This window comes from Amycolatopsis plumensis (assembly GCF_042652605.1).
Classification (GTDB): Bacteria; Actinomycetota; Actinomycetes; order Mycobacteriales; family Pseudonocardiaceae; genus Amycolatopsis; species Amycolatopsis plumensis.
Window position 1 is genome coordinate 3,752,189 of the sequence record NZ_JBHSJY010000001.1, and the last position, 17,164, is coordinate 3,769,352.

Sequence of the window (17,164 nt, forward strand, 5' to 3'; positions counted from 1 at the left end):
GGTAGGGCAGGATGGGGCCGTGCCGCCCGCAGAAGTCCCGGACGACGTCCTGGCCACGCCGTTCACCGACTACCTGCTCCGCAACGCCGGCACCGACCGCCCCGCGTTCACCTGCCGCACCTTCCCCGGGCCCACCGACCACACGCTGACCTGGCCGCAGGTGCTCGCCCGCGTCCGCGGGGTCGCCCGCGAGCTGCGGCGCGTGACCCGGCCGGGCGACCGGGTGGCGATCGTCGCCCGGCAGGACCTCGGGTACGTCACCGGCTTCCTCGGGACGCTCTACGCGGGCCGGGTCGCGGTGCCGTTGTCCGTCCCGACCGGCCGCACCGGCCGCGCCCGGGTCGAGTCGGCCTTCGCCGACGCCGCCCCGGCGGCCTGCCTGACCTCGAAGGACCTGCTGGACAAGGTCCCGCCGGTCACCGCGCTCGCCGTCGAGGACATCGAGTCCGCCGACGCCGAACCGCCCGCCCCGGTGGCGATGACCGATCCCGCGTACCTGCAGTACACGTCCGGCTCGACGCGCCGCCCGGCCGGCGCGGTGATCTCGCACCGCGCGCTGGTGGCCGCCTGCTGGCAGACCACGCGGTGCTACCGCGCCGGCGCGTCGACCCCGCTGGCCGGCTGGGTGCCGTTCTTCCACGACATGGGCCTGGTCCTGCTGATCGGCACGCCCGTCTTCCTCGGCTCGCGGTCGGTCTTCTTGACGCCGATGGAGTTCGTGCGCGACCCGCTGCGCTGGATCCGGCTGCTGGCCGAGCTCCCGGGCGTCGTCACCGCGGCGCCCAACTTCGCCTTCGACTTGGCCGCCGAGGCGGCGGGGGACCTCGAAGCCGTCGACCTCTCGCAGGTGAACTCGCTGCTCAACGGCAGCGAGCCGGTCCGCGCGGCCACCGTCGAGGCCTTCGAGCGGGCCTTCGCCCCCTTCGGGCTGCCGCGCGCCGCGCACAAGCCGTGTTACGGCCTGGCCGAGGCCACGGTGTTCGTCACGAGCGCGGGCGACGAGGGGCCCACGATCACGACGTTCGACGGCGAGCCGCGGGTGTCGGTGGGGCGGCCGTACGGGCAGCGGGTCCGCATTGTCGACAAAGAGATCCAGGTGTCCGGTCCCAACGTCGCCGACGGGTACTGGGGCCGGGACGACGTGCTCGCCCCCGGCGGCTGGCTGCGGACCGGCGACCTCGGCTTCGTCCACGACGGCGAGCTCTACGTCACCGGGCGGCTCAAGGACCTGATCGTCGTCGACGGCCGCAACCACCACCCGCAGGACATCGAGGCCACCGTCGAGGCCGCGCACCCGGGGGTCCGGCGGGCCGCCGCGTTCGCGGTGCGGGACGGCCACGGCGAAGGCGTCGCGGTCGTGGCCGGGTGCGTCACGCGGGACGAGTCGGTCGAGACGGCCGTGCGGCGGGCCGTCTCGGCGGCCCACGACCTCCCGCTGCGCGCCCTGTGGCTGGTGCGGCCGGGCGAGGTGCCGCGGACCTCCAGCGGCAAGGTGTCCCGCACCGCCGCCCGCGAGCGCTGGTGGGACGAGAATGAGCGGCATGGCTGACCCGGGCACCTACGTCGACGAAATCCGGCGGATCATCAGCTTCGCGCTGGAGATCCCGCCGGAGCGGCTCGCCGACACGACGCCGTTCGACGACCTCGGCATGACGTCCCGGCAGCGGATCCAGCTGCTGTCGCGGGTCGAGGTGGCCTACGGCGTCTCGGTCGACATCGACGAGCTCGACCGGCTGGTCGACATCCGCGGCGTCGCCGAGGTGATCTCCGAGGCGGTCGCGGCGCAGCGCCCCGGCGGGTAGGTCACGCGCGGGTGCACTTCGCGGAAGCCCAGGTGAGCCGCCCGGCCGGACGCTAGACTTCGTGTGCATCTGCGACGGCACCGATCGGTGTCCGGGCGCGTCACAGTCCCGGAACGACTGGGGACCTGTGGGATCGAAGGGGGCAGCGACCATGCCGAACGGCTACGAAGCGAGTTCGGAGGCGATGACGCGGGCGCAGATCCGCCTGGCGGACGTCGCCGACGACCCGGCGAACGAAGCGAAGAAGGTCGCGCCGACCGAAATCGTCGCGGGGGACTTCGGTCGCGTGCACCAGGAGAGCTTCGGCAAGTACAAGGCCGGGATGGACGAGATCGGCGCGGGGATGACGGGGCTGTCGAACGCCCTGCTGAACCTGGGCAGCGGGATCGGCACCGCCGGCTCGAAGTACACCACGCAGGAAGCGAACGCCGGCGCGCAGGCGAACCAGGCCGGGGGTAACCGCTGATGGCCGAATGGGCTGAGATCAAGAAGGTCCTCGACGACCCGAACGTCTCCATGGAGACGAAGACCAAGCTCATGGAGGAGTACGACCGCAACACCTTCAACTTCAACGACGAAGAAGAAGAGTACGCGAAGAAGTACATCGAAAACTATTCCGACGACGGCGGGAACTACGACCCGTTCGACCTGAACGACACCGACGAAATCGTCGCCGAGGCGAAGCAGCAGTCGGCGGCGAAGAACCAGGAACACCAGCGGCAGACCGCCGAGCGCGACCAGGCGAAGAAGAACCTCGACGGAATCGGCGCGCCGTCGCTGGGGGCCGGCGCGAAGAGCTCCGACGAACAGCTCGACCAGGGCAACGTCGCGGTCGACCTGCTCGCGAAGTGGACCGACGAGGTCTGGAACCAGATCAAGGGCGGCGAGGGCGAGAAGAAGAACTCCCAGACCGACCTCAAGGACAAGTTCCACGAGAACCGCGGGATCCAGTACCAGAAGTTCCTGGCCGACGCCGACGACCTGAGCAAGGCCCACAAGGTCGTCGAGGACGCGCTGACGAAGAGCGACACCGAGCTCCAGATCCTCTTCGACGCGTGGAAGGGCAAGGGCGCCAACGCGGCGGAGATCAAGTACGACGAGACGATCAAGCCGCACGCCAAGGAGCTGTCGCAGCAGATCGACGGCGCGGCGAAGCTGATCCCGCAGACCGTGACGCAGGTTTTCACCGCGGTCAAGAAGAAGGTCGACGAGGTCCTGCAGCTGCACCGCCCGGTGATCGCCGAGGCCGACATCCCGATGGCCAAGGACGTCCTCAAGGTCGCCAACGGCGAGACCGACGAGTTCGACGACTTCATGAAGGTCGCCGGCTGGGTCGACGCGGTCAACGCCAAGCACGGCAACAACTCGAACCTGGCCGAGCGGCTGCAGAACGACGACTGCGGCTTCAACGACGAGAACAAGGAATACGGCCGCAACGTCTGCCGGTACTGGCGCGACGGCGCGTTCTCGACCGAGTACAAGAGCCTGATCGCGGCGTTCGACGGGTCCTGCAAGGCGGCCAAGCAGACCATCGACCAGCAGTTCGGCGCGCTGGCGCGGTACATGGACGGCTACCGCAACCAGCTGACCGAGGCCAAGAACGAAGGCGGCGGGGACAAGACCGGGACCACCGGCAACACGGGGAACACCGGCAATACCGGGAACACGGGCAACACCGGGAGCACCGGGACCGGCAGCACCGGGAGCACGGGCAGCACCGGCAGCGGGTCCACGACGCCGTCGGCGGTCGAGCCCCCGAAGGCGGAAGAGCCCCCGAAGCCCGAAGAGGGCAAGAACCCGATCACCGGCAAGCCCCTGGAGGTCGACCCGTCGACCGGCGAGCCGTACCCGATCGACCCGAAGACCGGCGAAGCCATCAAGGACACCGACGACACGGACACGGTGTCGGTCAAGAAGGGCGACAACACGATCTCGATGTCCGAGCCCGACAAGGAGGGCAAGCAGGACATCTCCGTGGACGACGGCCACGGCAACAAGAAGGACTACCACCTCGACTGGGGTGACGACGACAAGGCCGAGGCGGGCAAGGACGCCGCGGGCAAGGACGGCGCCGGCGCGGACAAGGCGTCCTTCGGGCCGCAGGGCAGCCAGCAGGCGGTCAAGGAGGGTCAGCCCTCGGCCGACGGCACCTACAAGCCGGGCCCGGACGGCAAGATCCACATCCAGGACGGCAACCTCAAGATCACCGCGGAGCGGCCGGAGGGCCCGGACGGCCCGACGATCGTGACGGTCGACGACGGCAAGGGCGAGCCGACCACCTACACCCTGGACGAGAAGGACGGCCCCAAGGCCGGGGACCTCAAGGCGGACGACCTCAAGGCGGACGTCAAGCCGGTGGGCGCGGACATCCCGCACGACGCGAACGCCGAGTCCCCGCTGACGAGGGACCCCGCGCCGGCCAACCCGGACCCGGGCTTCACGCGCAGCGAAGCGGTCTCGGGCGGCGGCGGGTTCACCACGCCCGGCGGCTTCGAGGGTGACCTCGGCGGCGGGGGCAGTGTCGGCGCCGAGCCCGCGGTGGCGACGGCCGACGCGGGCGCCGGTGCCGGTGCCGGTTCGGCTGGGGACGCGACCACGACGGCCGGCGCGAGCGACTTCGGTTCGGCCATCACCGGCGGCGCGACGCCGGACTTCGCCGGCGCCGTCTCGCTCGACCCGGGTGCCCAGACTGGCAGCGACGCGTCGCTGCCGATGTCCGACGGCGGCGGCGGGCTCGGCGCGACCCCGGTCGATCCGGGCGCGCACCAGGCCGCGGCGAGCTCGTCGAGCATGAGCGGCATGTCCGGGATGGGCGGCATGGGCATGATGGGCGGCATGGGCGGGGCGCCCGGCGGTGGCGGCGGCGACCAGCAGCGCGGGGCCAGCCAGTACCGCATCGAGGGCGGCGTGTTCGAGACGAGCGGGGCGAAGGGCCGCATCAGCGGCTCGCTCGACGACGAGGGTGACCGTTCGATCCGGTACGACCGGTGACGAGGGCCGAGGAGAGCCGATGAGTGAGCTGAGCGTCAGCGAGGTAGGCGCATGAGCAGCGCCGAAGACCGGTACCGCGCGGCGATTTCGACGATGGAAGCGGCGGCGCGGGAGCAGGACGAGCAGCGCGGGCTGCGCGAACGCCGGCTCGCCGAGGCCCAGCAGCAGGTCCGCGAGGGCATGCGGCAGGAGCTGGCCGCCGCGCAGAAGTACGCCGAGCACATGGACGAGCTCACCAAGCGCAAGCAGAGCGCGGGCGGCTGGGCGACGGAGAAGACGCTGGCTGACAAGTCCCGCGAGTCGCTGATGGAGTTCGGCGTCCACGACGAAGAGGCGGACACCGGCTACACGAACTACCCGACGCCGAGCTACGGAACCCCGGCCGCGACGGTCCCGCCGCGCCCGGAACCGGCCCCGGAACCGCCGCCGGCGCCCGAGCCGCAGCGGCGGGGGCGGCACGCGCGTCAGCCCGACGACGAGGACGACTTCTCCAGCACGAGCTGGCTGGTCTGATCCGAGGGCCCGCCTGCGTCAGTGGGCGGGCTCTTCCTCGCGCTCGATGGGGGCGCGCTTGACGTCCGCCTCGAGCAGCGGCCGGTACTTGTCGGTGCCGGTGAGGTGGGTCAGGAAGAACGCCGTGAACAGCGCGCGGGTGAGCTGCTGGGTCTTGCGGTGCGGCTTGCCGTGCAGGAACAGCTGGGACCAGTGCTTGCCCTCGGTGACGCCCAGGTGGGACGCCTTGCCGAGGAACCGCAGCTGGACGTCGTCACCGCCCCAGGCGCCGGCGATCGCTTCGGCGTGCGCGACGGCGGGGGCGACCAGGTCGTCCTCGGCGGCGAGGTGCAGGCCGGGAACGGTGATCGCCTTCGCCGACTCGGTGGCCGACGGGAGCGTCTGGGCCGCGGTGATCGTGGCGACGGCCTTGATCCGCGGGTTGTCGGCTTCGGCGTCCTGCGCCGCGGCCAGGACGGCGGAGCCACCGCCGCTCGAGTGGCCGGCGAGGCCGAGCTTGGCCGGGTCGACGCTGATGCCGTCCGGACCGAGCCGCACGGTGGTGACGACGTCGAGGGTGGTCAGCAGATCGGCGGCGAGCAGCCGGTGCGAGGGCAGCGGCCCCCGCTGGGTGGCCGGCGCGGCGGCGACGATGCCCCAGCTGGCGAGGTGGCGCAGCAGCTCCCGGTACCGATCGGGCGGCTGCAGCCACCCGTGCCCGAAGGCCACGGCCGGCAACCCGAGCCCGGCGCGCGGCGTGAACACCACGCCGGGCAGCCCGACCAGGGCGAGGTTGCCCCGCAGGACCTCGTGCGGACCCGGGTGCGTCAACTCCGCGAGCAGCTGCTTGGGCTTGCTGGCCATGGTCGGAACCCTACTGTGCGAGCCCACCCACGGCTCGCCCGCCGCCCCGGCGCGCCGCACTCGGGGCAGTCGGCCCGCGCACCCGGACAGTCGGCTTGCGTGCCTGGGCGGTCGGCTTGCGTACCCGGACGGTCGGTTGCCCAGCTGCACAGTCGGCCCGCGGGGGCGCCCCCCCGTTTTCCACTTTACCGGCCAGCACCGACGGTTTCGGTCGCACGAGCGGCCTGGGGCGACCTGCCGGAGTGCATTGGTTCGAACCATATCGCGTGGATTTCCGCAGGTCGGCGGAGGATCTCGGACCCCGTCAGCCCGCTGAATGTCCCTCGTTAGGCTGGTGAGCGTGTGTGGAATCGTGGGATATGTCGGGCACCGCCCGGCTCTGGACGTCGTCCTCGGCGGGCTCCGGCGCATGGAGTACCGCGGTTACGACTCCGCCGGTGTCGCGGTCCTCGACGGCGCCGGCGCGCTGACCGTCGAGCGCAAGGCGGGCCGGCTGGCCAACCTGGAAGGCCGGCTCGACGAGGTCGGCCGCGAGCACTTCGGCGGCACCGCCGGCATGGGGCACACCCGCTGGGCCACCCACGGCGCCCCGGTCGACCGCAACTCCCACCCGCACCGCGACGCCTCGCAGCGCGTCGCCGTCGTGCACAACGGGATCATCGAGAACTTCGCCGCCCTCCGCGCCGAGCTGGAGGCCGACGGCGTCGAGATGGCCAGCGACACCGACACCGAGACCGCCGCCCACCTGGTGGCCCGCGCGTACACCGAAGGCGACACCAAGGGCGACCTCACGGCCAGCGTCGCCGCCGTCTGCCGACGGCTCGAAGGCGCGTTCACCCTGGTCGTGACGCACGCCGATCACCCGGACACGATCGTGGCCGCGCGCCGGTCGTCGCCGCTGGTCGTCGGGGTGGGGGACGGCGAGCACTTCGTCGCCTCCGATGTCGCCGCCTTCATCGAGCACACCCGCGAGGCCGTCGAGCTCGGGCAGGACCAGCTCGTCGTCATCACCCGCGAGGGCTACGAGGTCCTGGACTTCCACGGCGACGCCGCCCAGGCGAAGCCGTTCACCGTCGACTGGGACCTCTCCGCCGCCGAAAAGGGCGGCCACGAGTACTTCATGCTCAAGGAGATCGAGGAGCAGCCCGAAGCGCTGGCCAACACGCTGCGCGGCCACTTCGAGTCCGGCCGGATCATCCTCGACGAGCAGCGCATCTCCGACCAGGACCTCCGCGACGTCGACAAGGTCTTCGTCGTCGCCTGCGGGTCGGCCTACCACTCCGGCCTGGTCGCCAAGTACGCCATCGAGCACTGGACCCGCCTGCCGGTCGAGGTCGAGCTGGCCAGCGAGTTCCGCTACCGCGACCCGGTCCTCGACCGCGACACGCTGGTCGTCGCCGTGTCCCAGTCCGGCGAGACGGCGGACACGCTCGAAGCCGTCCGGCACGCGCGCGAGCAGAAGGCCCGCGTCCTCGCCGTCTGCAACACCAACGGCGCGCAGATCCCGCGCGAGTCCGACGCCGTCCTCTACACCCACGCCGGCCCCGAGATCGGCGTCGCCTCGACCAAGGCGTTCCTCGCCCAGATCGCGGCCAACTACCTGGTCGGCCTGGCGCTGGCGCAGGCCCGCGGCACGAAGTACCCGGACGAGGTCGCCCGCGAGTTCGCCGAGCTGGAGGCCATGCCCGCGGCCGTCCAAAAGGTACTGTCCACTGTGGATCAGGTCCGTGCCCTCGGCCGCCGGATCGCGGACTCGAAGGCCGTCCTCTTCCTCGGCCGCCACGTCGGCTTCCCGGTCGCCCTCGAGGGCGCGCTGAAGCTCAAGGAACTCGCGTACATGCACGCCGAGGGCTTCGCCGCCGGCGAGCTCAAGCACGGCCCGATCGCGCTGATCGAGGACGGCCTGCCGGTCGTCGTCGTGATGCCGTCGCCCAAGGGCCGCGCGGTGCTGCACTCGAAGCTCGTGTCGAACATCAGCGAGATCCAGGCCCGCGGCGCGCGCACGATCGTGATCGCCGAGGAGGGTGACGAGACCGTCCGGCCGTTCGCCGACGAGCTCATCGAGGTCCCCGCGGTGCCGACGCTGCTGCAGCCGCTCGTGTCCACCGTGCCGCTGCAGGTGCTGGCCGCGGAGATCGCCCGCGCCCGCGGGTACGACGTCGACAAGCCGCGTAACCTGGCGAAGTCCGTCACAGTCGAGTAAGCGGAGGCCCCGCCGTGCAAGGAATCTGGACCACGGAACGGATTCGCGAGGCGGAGGGGCGGGCGTTCGCCGTCACGCCCGAAGGGGAGCTGATGCGGCGGGCGTCCTTCGGGCTCGCGGTGCAGATCGCGGACCTCCTGGAGGACCACACCGGCGGTGTGTCCGGCCGCCGGGTCGTGCTCCTGGCCGGTTCGGGCGACAACGGCGGCGACGCGCTCTGGGCAGGGGCGTTCCTGCGCCGTCGCGGAGTCGCCGTCACGGCGATCCTGCTCAAGCCGGAGAAAGCCCACGCCAAAGGGCTCGCGGCGCTGAAGCGGGCCGGGGGCCGGGCGGTGTCCGTCGCGGACGGTCCACAGTGGATCGCGCAGGCCGACGTCGTGGTCGACGGGATCGTCGGCATCTCCGGCCGCGGCTCCCTCCGGCCCGACGCGGCCCGGCTGGTCGAGCTGGTCGAAGCCCCGATCGTCGCGGTCGACCTGCCCAGCGGTGTCGACCCGGACACCGGCGCCGTCGACGGCCCGGCCGTCACAGCGGCCCGCACGGTGACGTTCGGCGCGCTCAAGCCGGTCCACGTGCTCGCGCCCGCCCACTGCGGCGAGGTCGTGCTGGTCGACATCGGCCTCGAGCTGGCCGACCCCGATCTCCAGCGCCTCGACGTCGTCGACGTCGCCGCGGCCTGGCCGGTGCCCGGCCCGGACGACGACAAGTACAGCCAGGGCGTCGTCGGCATCGCGGCGGGCTCGGCGACGTACCCGGGCGCCGCGGTGCTGGCGTCCGGCTCGGCGGTCCGGGCGACCTCGGGCCTGGTGCGCTACGCGGGCCACGCGGCCGACGTCGTCCGCGCGCAGTGGCCGGAGATCATCGCGACGGGCACGGTCGCGGACGCCGGGCGGGTCCAGGCATGGGTGGTCGGGCCGGGCATCGGCACCGGCGCCGAAGGGCGGGACGTGCTGCGGTACGTCCTGGGCCAGGGCGTCCCGGTCTGCGCGGACGCCGACGCGACGACGATCATCGCGAAGTCCCCGGACGTCCTCGACGCTCGCGACCCGGACACCCCGCTGGTCCTGACCCCGCACGCGGGCGAGTACGAGCGCCTGATGGGCCGCAAGCCGGGCGCGGACCGCGTGACGGCGGCGCGCGAAGCGGCGAAGAAGTACGACGCGGTGGTGCTGCTGAAGGGCCACTGCACGGTGATCGCGGCTCCGGACGGCCGGGTCGCCGTGAACAAGCCCCGAGGCGCCTGGCTGGCGACGGCCGGTTCGGGTGACGTGCTCTCGGGCCTGGTGGGCGCCCTTCTCGCCGCGGGCCTGGACCCTTGGCTGGCCGCGGCGGCCGCCGCCGACGTGCACTCGCTCGCCGGGGCGATTGCCGCCCAGAACGCCCCGACCTCGGCGTCCGGCCTGGTCCACGCGATCCCGGAGGCCATCCGGGCGATCCGCTCGCTAACGTCCTGAGAAGACTTATCGAGTTCTCTGTTAACTTCGCGCGCCAAATCTGGTAAGAAGTGCGTGTGAGCGGCGGCACAGCAGCACCCGGAGACCGGAAGACCCGGCCGTCCGATGCCGTCGTCGAGCAGCGCCGGCAGGACATCCTCGACCACGTTATCGAGCAGGGCGAGGTCCGGATCGACGACCTGACCGCGCGCTTCAAGGTCAGCTTGATGACCATGCACCGCGACCTCGACGACCTGGCCGAACGCCGGCTCCTGCGCAAGCTGCGCGGCAAGGTTGAGGCCTACCCGGCGCTCACCATCGAGTCCGCCGCCCGCTTCCGCGACACGCTGCACCACGGCGAGAAGGAAGCCCTCGGCCAGGCCGCCGCGAACCACGTGCAGCCCGGCCAGACCGTCTTCGTCGACGACTCCACGACCCTCCTCCCGCTGGTCAAGCGGCTCGCCGAGATCGACGCGCTCACCGTCGTCACCAACTCGCTGCACGCCGCCCGCCTGCTCGGCCCCAAGGTCGAGGTCGTCCTCGCCGGCGGCCGCTACAGCCACGAGTACGACTCCTGCGCCGGACCCGAGGTGCTCAACCTGCTCGACTCGATCCGCGCCGACGTCTCGTTCGTCTCGGTCACCGCGGTCGCCGTCGGCCGCCTGTTCCACCCGGATCGCGACTACGCCGAGCTCAAGAAGGCCGCGCTGAAGGTCGCGAACCACACCGTCCTCGTCGTCGACCACTCGAAGTTCGGCCGCACCGCCACCTACGCGCACGGCGACGTCGGCGACTACGACCTGCTGATCACGGGCCAGGCCACGCCCACCGAGGAGATCGAGGCCGCGCTGAACGCGGGGACCGCGATCGAGATCGTCGAACACGTCGCAGAGGGGCAGCCCTATGACAGCTGAACTGGTCGCCGGCATCGACTCGTCCACGCAGTCGACCAAGGTCGTCGTGTGTGACGCGAGGACCGGCGAGATCGTCCGCACCGGCCGCGCGCCGCACCCCGACGGCACCGAGGTCGCCCCCGCCGCCTGGTGGGACGCCTTCCAGGAGGCCACCGGGGGCCTGCTCGACGGCGTCCGGGCCATCGGCGTCGGCGGGCAGCAGCACGGCATGGTCACGCTGGACGAAAACAACGACGTCGTCCGGCCGGCGCTGCTCTGGAACGACACCCGCTCCGCGCAGGCGGCGCTCGACCTCGTCGAAGAGCTCGGCGGCCCGTCGGCCTGGGCGAAGTCCGTCGGCTCGGTGCCGGTCGCCAGCTTCACCGTGACGAAGCTGCGCTGGCTGGCCGAAAACGAGCCGAAGCTCGCCGACCGCGTCGCGCGCGTGCTGCTCCCGCACGACTGGCTGACCTGGAAGCTCACCGGCGGCGACCCGGTCACCGACCGCGGTGACGCCTCCGGCACCGGCTACTTCTCGCCGACCGACAACGCCTACCGCCTCGACGTCCTCAGCCACGCCTTCGGCGGCCGGACGCCGGAGCTGCCCACCGTGCTCGGCCCGGCCGACGCCGCCGGCTACACCCCCGACGGCGTGCTCGTCTCCGCCGGCACCGGCGACAACATGGCCGCCGCGCTCGGGCTGGAGCTCAAGCCCGGTGACGCCGTCGTCTCGCTCGGCACCAGCGGCACCGTGTTCGGCGTCGCCGAGACCGGCGCGGCCGACGTCAGCGGTGAGGTCGCCGGGTTCGCCGACGCCACCGGCCGCTTCCTCCCGCTCGCCTGCACCCTCAACGCCGCCCGCGTCCTCACCGCGACGGCCGCGATGCTCGGCGCGACGCTGAGCGAGTTCGACCGCCTCGCCCTGGCCGCCGAGCCCGGCGCCGGCGGCCTGACCTTCCTGCCGTACCTGGACGGCGAGCGCACCCCGAACCTGCCCGGCGCCACCGGCTCCCTGTCCGGGCTGACCAGGGACAACATGACCCCGGAGAACCTCGCGCGCAGCGCCGTCGAAGGCATGCTCTGCGGCCTGGCCGCCGGTCTCGACGCGGTGCGCGCGCACGGCCTCGACGTCCAGCGCGTGCTGCTCATCGGCGGGGGCGCGCAGTCGCGGGCCGTCCGGGCGGTCGCGCCGCTGGTGTTCGGCGTGCCGGTGCAGCTGCCCGAAGTCGCCGAGTACGTCGCGCTGGGCGCGGCGCGGCAGGCGGCGTGGGCCCTTGCGTCCAGTGCGGAACCCCCGTCCTGGCAGGAGAACCAGAAGCTCCGGCTCGAGCTGGACGAGCCGACCGAGGCGCAGCGCGCCGAGGGCCACCGGATCCAGCAGCGCCACCTCGAAGCCCGCGAAGCGGCGTACGGGGTCCGGCGGAATCTCGGAGAGGACTGACCGATGGCTTCCATCACCTACGACAAGGCGACCCGCCGCTACCCCGGCGCCGAGCGGCCCGCGGTCGACGCGCTGGACCTGGAGATCGCCGACGGCGAGTTCCTCGTGCTGGTCGGCCCGTCCGGCTGTGGCAAGTCGACCAGCCTGCGGATGCTCGCGGGCCTCGAGGACATCGACGAAGGCGCCGTCTGGATCGGCGACCGCGACGTCACCCAGCTGCCGCCGCGTTCGCGCGACATCGCGATGGTGTTCCAGAACTACGCGCTGTACCCGCACATGACGGTCGCCCAGAACATGGGCTTCGCGCTGAAGATCGCCGGCCGCCCCGCGTCCGAGATCAAGCAGAAGGTGCTCGAGGCGGCGAAGCTGCTCGACATCGAGCAGTACCTCGACCGCAAGCCGAAGGCGCTCTCCGGTGGTCAGCGCCAGCGCGTCGCGATGGGCCGCGCGATCGTCCGCGAGCCGCAGGTCTTCCTGATGGACGAGCCGCTGTCGAACCTCGACGCCAAGCTGCGGGTCTCGACGCGTACGCAGATCGCCGCGCTCCAGCGCCGCCTCGGCGTCACGACCGTGTACGTCACGCACGACCAGGTCGAGGCCATGACGATGGGTGACCGCGTCGCCGTGCTGTCGGACGGCCTGCTGCAGCAGTGCGACACCCCGCGCGCGCTGTACGACAAGCCCGCAAACGCTTTCGTCGCGGGCTTCATCGGCTCGCCGGCGATGAACCTGGTCACCGCCAAGCTGACCGCGGACGGCGCCGAGCTGGGCGGCGGCAGCGTGCGGCTGACCCGCGAGGTCATCCAGGCCGCCGACGGCGACACGGTAACCCTCGGCTTCCGGCCGGAGTCTCTGGAGGTGACCACCGAGGGCCCCGACTCGGTGCCGATCAAGGTCGACCTGGTCGAGGAGCTCGGCTCGGACGCGTACGTCTACGGCAAGCTGGCCGAGACGGACGCCGAGGGCACGAAGTCCAACATCGTCGCCCGCGTCGACCCGCGCACCCCGCCGGCCATGGGCGACACCGTCCACCTGCGGATCCGGCCGGACGAGCTGCACGTGTTCTCCGCCACGTCCGGGGCGCGCCTGCCCTGACCGGCAGCGGTCGGCAACCCACCACCCCGAAGCCGGATTGTGACTACGGCCGGTAGCACCGCGTCAAGGCGGGAAAGCGTGCCTTGACCCGGCACTACCGGCCGTGTTCTGGCTTCGTATCGGGGTGCAGGGAGGGGTCTGGGTGGTGCGCGGGTCGGGCCTCAGCGTGCGGTTCGCGCGCCCGGGTGGGCACGCTCACCCGGGGCGCGCGCCTGTCCTGACCTCGGGTCATGGGAAACTGGAGGGCGCCATGACCTCCAGTTTCCCTCGGGCGCAGGTCGACATCGACCTCGACGCCATCCGCCACAACCTCACCCTGCTGGGCGCCCGCGCGCCCGGCGCCGAGGTGATGGCCGTGGTGAAGGCCGACGCCTACGGCCACGGCGCGCTGCCGGTGGCGCGCGCCGCGGTCGAGGCCGGAGCGTCCTGGCTGGGCACCTGCTCGCTCGGCGAAGCCCTCGCCCTCCGCGAAGCCGGTATCAAGACCCGCTTGTTCAGGTGGCTGGACACCCCGGACGTCGACTTCGCGGCGGGCATCGAAAACGACGTCGACCTGGCCGCGAGCTCGCTGGGTGAGCTGCGCCGCATCGCGGCCGCGGCGAAACCGGGTACCCGAGCGCGTGTGCACCTCAAAATCGACACCGGGCTGTCGCGCAACGGCTGCCCGCCCGCCGCGTGGGCCGAACTGGTCGAAGCGGCGGCCGCCGAACCGCGGGTCGAGGTCGTCGCGATCTGGTCCCACCTCGCGTGCGCCGACGAGCCGGAGCACCCGGCCACCGACCTGCAGGCCAAGCGCTTCGCCGAGGCCTACGACGTCGCCCGCGCCGCCGGGCTCGACCCGATGCGGCACCTGGCCAACTCCGCGGCCCTGCTCACCCGGCCCGACCTGCACTTCGACGTCGTCCGGCCCGGTATCGCGATGTACGGGCTGAACCCGGTGCCGCAGCCGGAAGACCTGCGCCCGGCCATGACGTTCCGGTCCGCGGTCGCGCTGGTCAAGCGCATCGCAGCCGGGGAATCGGTGTCCTACGGGCACACCTGGACGGCGTCGCGGGACACGAACCTGGCGCTCGTCCCGGCCGGGTACGCCGACGGCGTCCCGCGGTCGCTGTCCGGCCGGATGGACGTCTGGCTCGGCGGACAGCGGCGCCCGGTCGCCGGGCGGGTCTGCATGGACCAGGTCGTGGTCGACTGCGGTGACTTCGCACCGGCCGTCGGCGACGAGGTCGTCCTGTTCGGCGCGGGAACGCACGGGGAGCCGACCGCCCGGGAATGGGCCGACAAGCTGGGCACCATCGACTACGAGATCGTGACCTCGATGTACCGACCGCGGGTGCGGCGACGGTATTTGGGGACGAGCGAGTGACACCTTCACGACGACTGCTGGCCATCGCCGGCGGGGTCGGGGCCTTGGCCACCGGGACCGCCGCCGTCATCGCCGTCGCCGCGCAGCAGCGGCGATACAGTGAGGATCCGTACGTGGACGAGCCGCTGGGGGAGCTGAAGCCCGACCGCACTTCGACGGTCGCGGCCGAAGACGGCACGCCGCTGTCGGTCGAGGAGATCGACCCGGAGGACGGCGGCGAACCGGAACTGACCGTCGTGGGAGTGCACGGCTTCGCGCTTTCGCGCCGCTGCTGGCATTTCCAGCGTCGCGACCTCGCGTCGCTGCGGCTGCCGCGCGTGCGTCAGGTCTACTACGACCACCGCAGCCACGGCCTGTCCGGCGCGGCTTCCGCGGAGACGTCGACCATCGAACAGCTGGCGCGGGATCTGGACTGCGTGCTGCGGTCCGTGGTGCCGGACGGGCCCATCGTGCTCATGGGGCACTCGATGGGTGGCATGGTCATCATGGAGCTGGCCGCCGAATTCCCTGAGCTGTTCGAAGACCGCGTGAGCGGGGTTGCGTTCATCGCGACGGCGGCGGGCGAAGTCGGCGCACGCGGGTTGCCGCGTTCGCTGCTCTCGAAGTACAACCCGCTGACGCGTGCGGCCGGCGGTCTCGCGGGGTGGCAGCCCGGGCTGGTCGAGTTCGTCCGCGCGGCCGGTGGGCAGCTGACCCGCCAAGCCGTGCGCCGGCTGGCGTTCGGCAGCCGGGACGTCGCACCGCGGCTCGTCGACTTCATGCTCGAGATGCTGGAAGTGACGCCGGTGCGCGGGCTCGTCAACTTCGTCGACACGCTCGGCAGCCACAACCGCTACGCGGCGCTCGCCGGGTTGAAGCACGCGGAAGTGCTGGTCATCGGCGGCGATTCGGACCGGTTCACGCCGTTCGCGCACGCCGAGCGGATCGCGGCCGAGCTGCCCGACGCGGAGCTGGTGCGCGTCCGCGGCGCCGGCCACATGGTCCAGCTCGAGCAGCCCGAGCTGGTGAACAGCCATCTGATCGATCTCCTGCAACGCTGTTCCGGTGTGGACGGCGTGACCTCGTCCCGGCGAACCTGGTGGTGGCAGCGTTGAGTTTCGTGTTCCCGACCCCCGAAGAGACCATGGACTTCGGGCGCGCCCTCGGCCGCGTCCTGCGGGCGGGTGACCTGGTCCTGCTGGCCGGGCCGCTCGGCGCGGGCAAGACGACGCTGACCCGCGGCATCGCGGACGGCCTCGGCGTCGGCGGCCGCGTGAGCAGCCCGACGTTCGTGTTGGCCCGCGTCCACCCGGCCGGCGTTGCGGGCGTTCCGCTGGTGCACGTGGACGCGTACCGCCTGGGCGGCGATCTGTCCGAATTGGACGATCTCGACCTCGACACGGACCTGGAGCGCTCGGCCATCGTGGTCGAGTGGGGCGAGGGTTCGGCCGAGCGGCTGTCGGAGGACTACCTGGTGGTCCGCCTGGACCGCCGCGAGGACGACGTCCGCGAGGTCACCCTGGAGCCGCACGGCACCTGGGCCGACCGCGTCCCGGAGCTCACCCCGACGCAGTGAATGACTCATTCCTGGCGTCCGACGCCAGGAATGAGTCATTCACTGCACTGCGCTCAGCCGCCGTTGTACTGCTGGTAGGCCGGCGCCCGGAACGTCCTGGTGCCGGCGCCCGCGATCCTGTCGACCGCGCACAGGAACTTCGGCCCCATCTTCGCGGTGGCCTGCCGGACCGGGTGCGTGGCGCCGAAGTCCTCCGGGTTCGCCTGGCCGTGCGCGAACATCGAGTAGATCAGCACCGGCTTGCCCGCCGTGTCGAACATGATCCCGGCCTCGTTGCGGCCGTCGTTCAGCCAGCCCGCCTTCGTGGCGATCCTCGCCCGGTCGGCGGACGACATCTCCCGGCGGATGCCGTCGGTGAACGCCACCGGCGATCGCAGGATGGACAGCAGGTACTCCGTCGACGCCGGGCTCAGCAGGGTGCCCGCGACCAGCGCCTTCAGCAGGTCGTGGGTCTCGCGCGGAGTGGTCTGGCCGAGGAAGTACCGGTTCGGGTTGGCCACCGGCGTGACCTGGGTCTTGGGGAAGCCCTTGGCCACCAGGATCTGGTTGATCTCGGCCGCCGGCACCACGAGCCCCACCAGCCGGACGCACGTGTCGTCCGAAACCGTGAGGAACAACGACAGGACGTGACCCAGCGTGAACGCGCTCGGGTACGCCTTGTCCAGGATGACGATGCCGTCACCACCCGGCACGACGATGCTCGCCGGCACCTGGACCTGCTGGTCCAGGGTGAGCAGGCCGCGGTCGATCTTGTCCATCAAGGTGACCGCGACGGCCACCTTGTTGACGCTGTAGGCCTCGACGACCTCGTCGGCCGCCACGTCGACGGCCACCTGGTCGGCCACGCTGATGCAGGAGTTCCAGGTGCCGCCCGCCTCGGCGGCCGCGTCGTCGTAGACGCGCTTCACTTTCTGCCTGGCCCGGTCCGGGGTGGCCGGGCTGGCCTCGATGTCTGCTTCCTGCGCGGACGCGGGAGAGCCGGCCAGAATGCTTCCGGCGGCGACGGCGGTCCCCAAACCGAACGCCGCG

The 17,164-nt window shown here is 71.9% G+C and carries 15 protein-coding genes; 13 read left to right on the top strand and 2 right to left on the bottom strand.

The features are described from left to right. Positions 1-19: 19 nt before the first annotated feature. From ACFPLC_RS18200 to ACFPLC_RS18220, 5 genes are all read left to right on the top strand, one after another. Positions 20-1,549 (top strand): fatty acyl-AMP ligase, encoded by a 1,530-nt coding sequence (locus ACFPLC_RS18200; protein ID WP_378189222.1) that lies wholly within the window; start codon positions 20-22, stop codon positions 1,547-1,549. After that, positions 1,542-1,802 (top strand): acyl carrier protein, encoded by a 261-nt coding sequence (locus ACFPLC_RS18205; RefSeq protein WP_378189221.1) that lies wholly within the window; start codon positions 1,542-1,544, stop codon positions 1,800-1,802. The genes ACFPLC_RS18200 and ACFPLC_RS18205 overlap by 8 nt, the downstream gene beginning before the upstream one ends. A 151-nt stretch (positions 1,803-1,953) precedes the next feature. Next, positions 1,954-2,268, top strand: coding sequence for a hypothetical protein (locus tag ACFPLC_RS18210; RefSeq protein WP_378189219.1), 315 nt, complete (start codon positions 1,954-1,956; stop codon positions 2,266-2,268). Then, complete coding sequence (locus tag ACFPLC_RS18215; protein WP_378189218.1) at positions 2,268-4,793, top strand: WXG100 family type VII secretion target; 2,526 nt, start codon at positions 2,268-2,270, stop codon at positions 4,791-4,793. The genes ACFPLC_RS18210 and ACFPLC_RS18215 overlap by 1 nt, the downstream gene beginning before the upstream one ends. A 51-nt stretch (positions 4,794-4,844) precedes the next feature. Next, complete coding sequence (locus ACFPLC_RS18220) at positions 4,845-5,306, top strand: hypothetical protein (protein WP_191315672.1); 462 nt, start codon at positions 4,845-4,847, stop codon at positions 5,304-5,306. 18 nt (positions 5,307-5,324) lie between these two features. Here the strand turns inward: ACFPLC_RS18220 and ACFPLC_RS18225 are convergent, their stop codons facing one another. Then, positions 5,325-6,149, bottom strand: coding sequence for a dienelactone hydrolase family protein (locus tag ACFPLC_RS18225; protein WP_378189216.1), 825 nt, complete (start codon positions 6,147-6,149; stop codon positions 5,325-5,327). Positions 6,150-6,489: 340 nt separating this feature from the next. Here ACFPLC_RS18225 and glmS point away from each other — a divergent pair, with 340 nt between their 5' ends. The 8 genes from glmS to tsaE all read left to right on the top strand — a co-directional run bounded on the left by glmS (position 6,490) and on the right by tsaE (position 16,135). Beyond that, entirely contained in the window at positions 6,490-8,352 is a 1,863-nt protein-coding gene (gene glmS / locus ACFPLC_RS18230) for a glutamine--fructose-6-phosphate transaminase (isomerizing) (protein ID WP_378189215.1), read from the top strand. A gap of 14 nt (positions 8,353-8,366) precedes the next feature. Then, positions 8,367-9,806 (top strand): NAD(P)H-hydrate dehydratase, encoded by a 1,440-nt coding sequence (locus ACFPLC_RS18235; protein WP_378189214.1) that lies wholly within the window; start codon positions 8,367-8,369, stop codon positions 9,804-9,806. Positions 9,807-9,862: 56 nt separating this feature from the next. Continuing rightward, positions 9,863-10,699: a DeoR/GlpR family DNA-binding transcription regulator gene (locus ACFPLC_RS18240; protein WP_378189213.1), complete on the top strand. Its 837-nt coding sequence runs from the start codon at positions 9,863-9,865 to the stop codon at positions 10,697-10,699. Then, complete coding sequence (gene xylB / locus ACFPLC_RS18245) at positions 10,689-12,119, top strand: xylulokinase (RefSeq protein ID WP_378189212.1); 1,431 nt, start codon at positions 10,689-10,691, stop codon at positions 12,117-12,119. The genes ACFPLC_RS18240 and xylB overlap by 11 nt, the downstream gene beginning before the upstream one ends. A gap of 3 nt (positions 12,120-12,122) precedes the next feature. Continuing rightward, on the top strand, positions 12,123-13,214 hold the full coding sequence (locus tag ACFPLC_RS18250; RefSeq protein ID WP_378189211.1) for an ABC transporter ATP-binding protein: 1,092 nt from the start codon (positions 12,123-12,125) through the stop codon (positions 13,212-13,214). Between the two features lie 250 nt (positions 13,215-13,464). Next, positions 13,465-14,580 (top strand): alanine racemase, encoded by a 1,116-nt coding sequence (gene alr, locus ACFPLC_RS18255; protein ID WP_378189210.1) that lies wholly within the window; start codon positions 13,465-13,467, stop codon positions 14,578-14,580. Beyond that, entirely contained in the window at positions 14,577-15,674 is a 1,098-nt protein-coding gene (locus ACFPLC_RS18260; protein ID WP_378189209.1) for an alpha/beta fold hydrolase, read from the top strand. Before alr ends, ACFPLC_RS18260 begins: the two co-directional genes overlap by 4 nt. Then, positions 15,671-16,135, top strand: coding sequence for a tRNA (adenosine(37)-N6)-threonylcarbamoyltransferase complex ATPase subunit type 1 TsaE (tsaE, locus tag ACFPLC_RS18265; RefSeq protein ID WP_378189208.1), 465 nt, complete (start codon positions 15,671-15,673; stop codon positions 16,133-16,135). The genes ACFPLC_RS18260 and tsaE overlap by 4 nt, the downstream gene beginning before the upstream one ends. Positions 16,136-16,188: 53 nt before the next feature. On the opposite strand, the gene ACFPLC_RS18270 is transcribed toward tsaE, so the two are convergent. Next, entirely contained in the window at positions 16,189-17,151 is a 963-nt protein-coding gene (locus tag ACFPLC_RS18270) for a serine hydrolase (RefSeq protein WP_378189590.1), read from the bottom strand. Between the last annotated feature and the right edge of the window lie 13 nt (positions 17,152-17,164).

Bases quoted from the DNA above. Each gene is read 5' to 3' on its own strand.
- ACFPLC_RS18205 (WP_378189221.1), top strand. From the start codon at position 1,542: ATGGCTGACCCGGGCACCTACGTCGACGAAATCCGGCGGATCATCAGC.
- ACFPLC_RS18210 (WP_378189219.1), top strand. From the start codon at position 1,954: ATGCCGAACGGCTACGAAGCGAGTTCGGAGGCGATGACGCGGGCGCAG.
- ACFPLC_RS18215 (WP_378189218.1), top strand. From the start codon at position 2,268: ATGGCCGAATGGGCTGAGATCAAGAAGGTCCTCGACGACCCGAACGTC.
- ACFPLC_RS18220 (WP_191315672.1), top strand. From the start codon at position 4,845: ATGAGCAGCGCCGAAGACCGGTACCGCGCGGCGATTTCGACGATGGAA.
- ACFPLC_RS18225 (WP_378189216.1), bottom strand. From the start codon at position 6,149: ATGGCCAGCAAGCCCAAGCAGCTGCTCGCGGAGTTGACGCACCCGGGT.
- xylB (WP_378189212.1), top strand. From the start codon at position 10,689: ATGACAGCTGAACTGGTCGCCGGCATCGACTCGTCCACGCAGTCGACC.
- ACFPLC_RS18250 (WP_378189211.1), top strand. From the start codon at position 12,123: ATGGCTTCCATCACCTACGACAAGGCGACCCGCCGCTACCCCGGCGCC.
- alr (WP_378189210.1), top strand. From the start codon at position 13,465: ATGACCTCCAGTTTCCCTCGGGCGCAGGTCGACATCGACCTCGACGCC.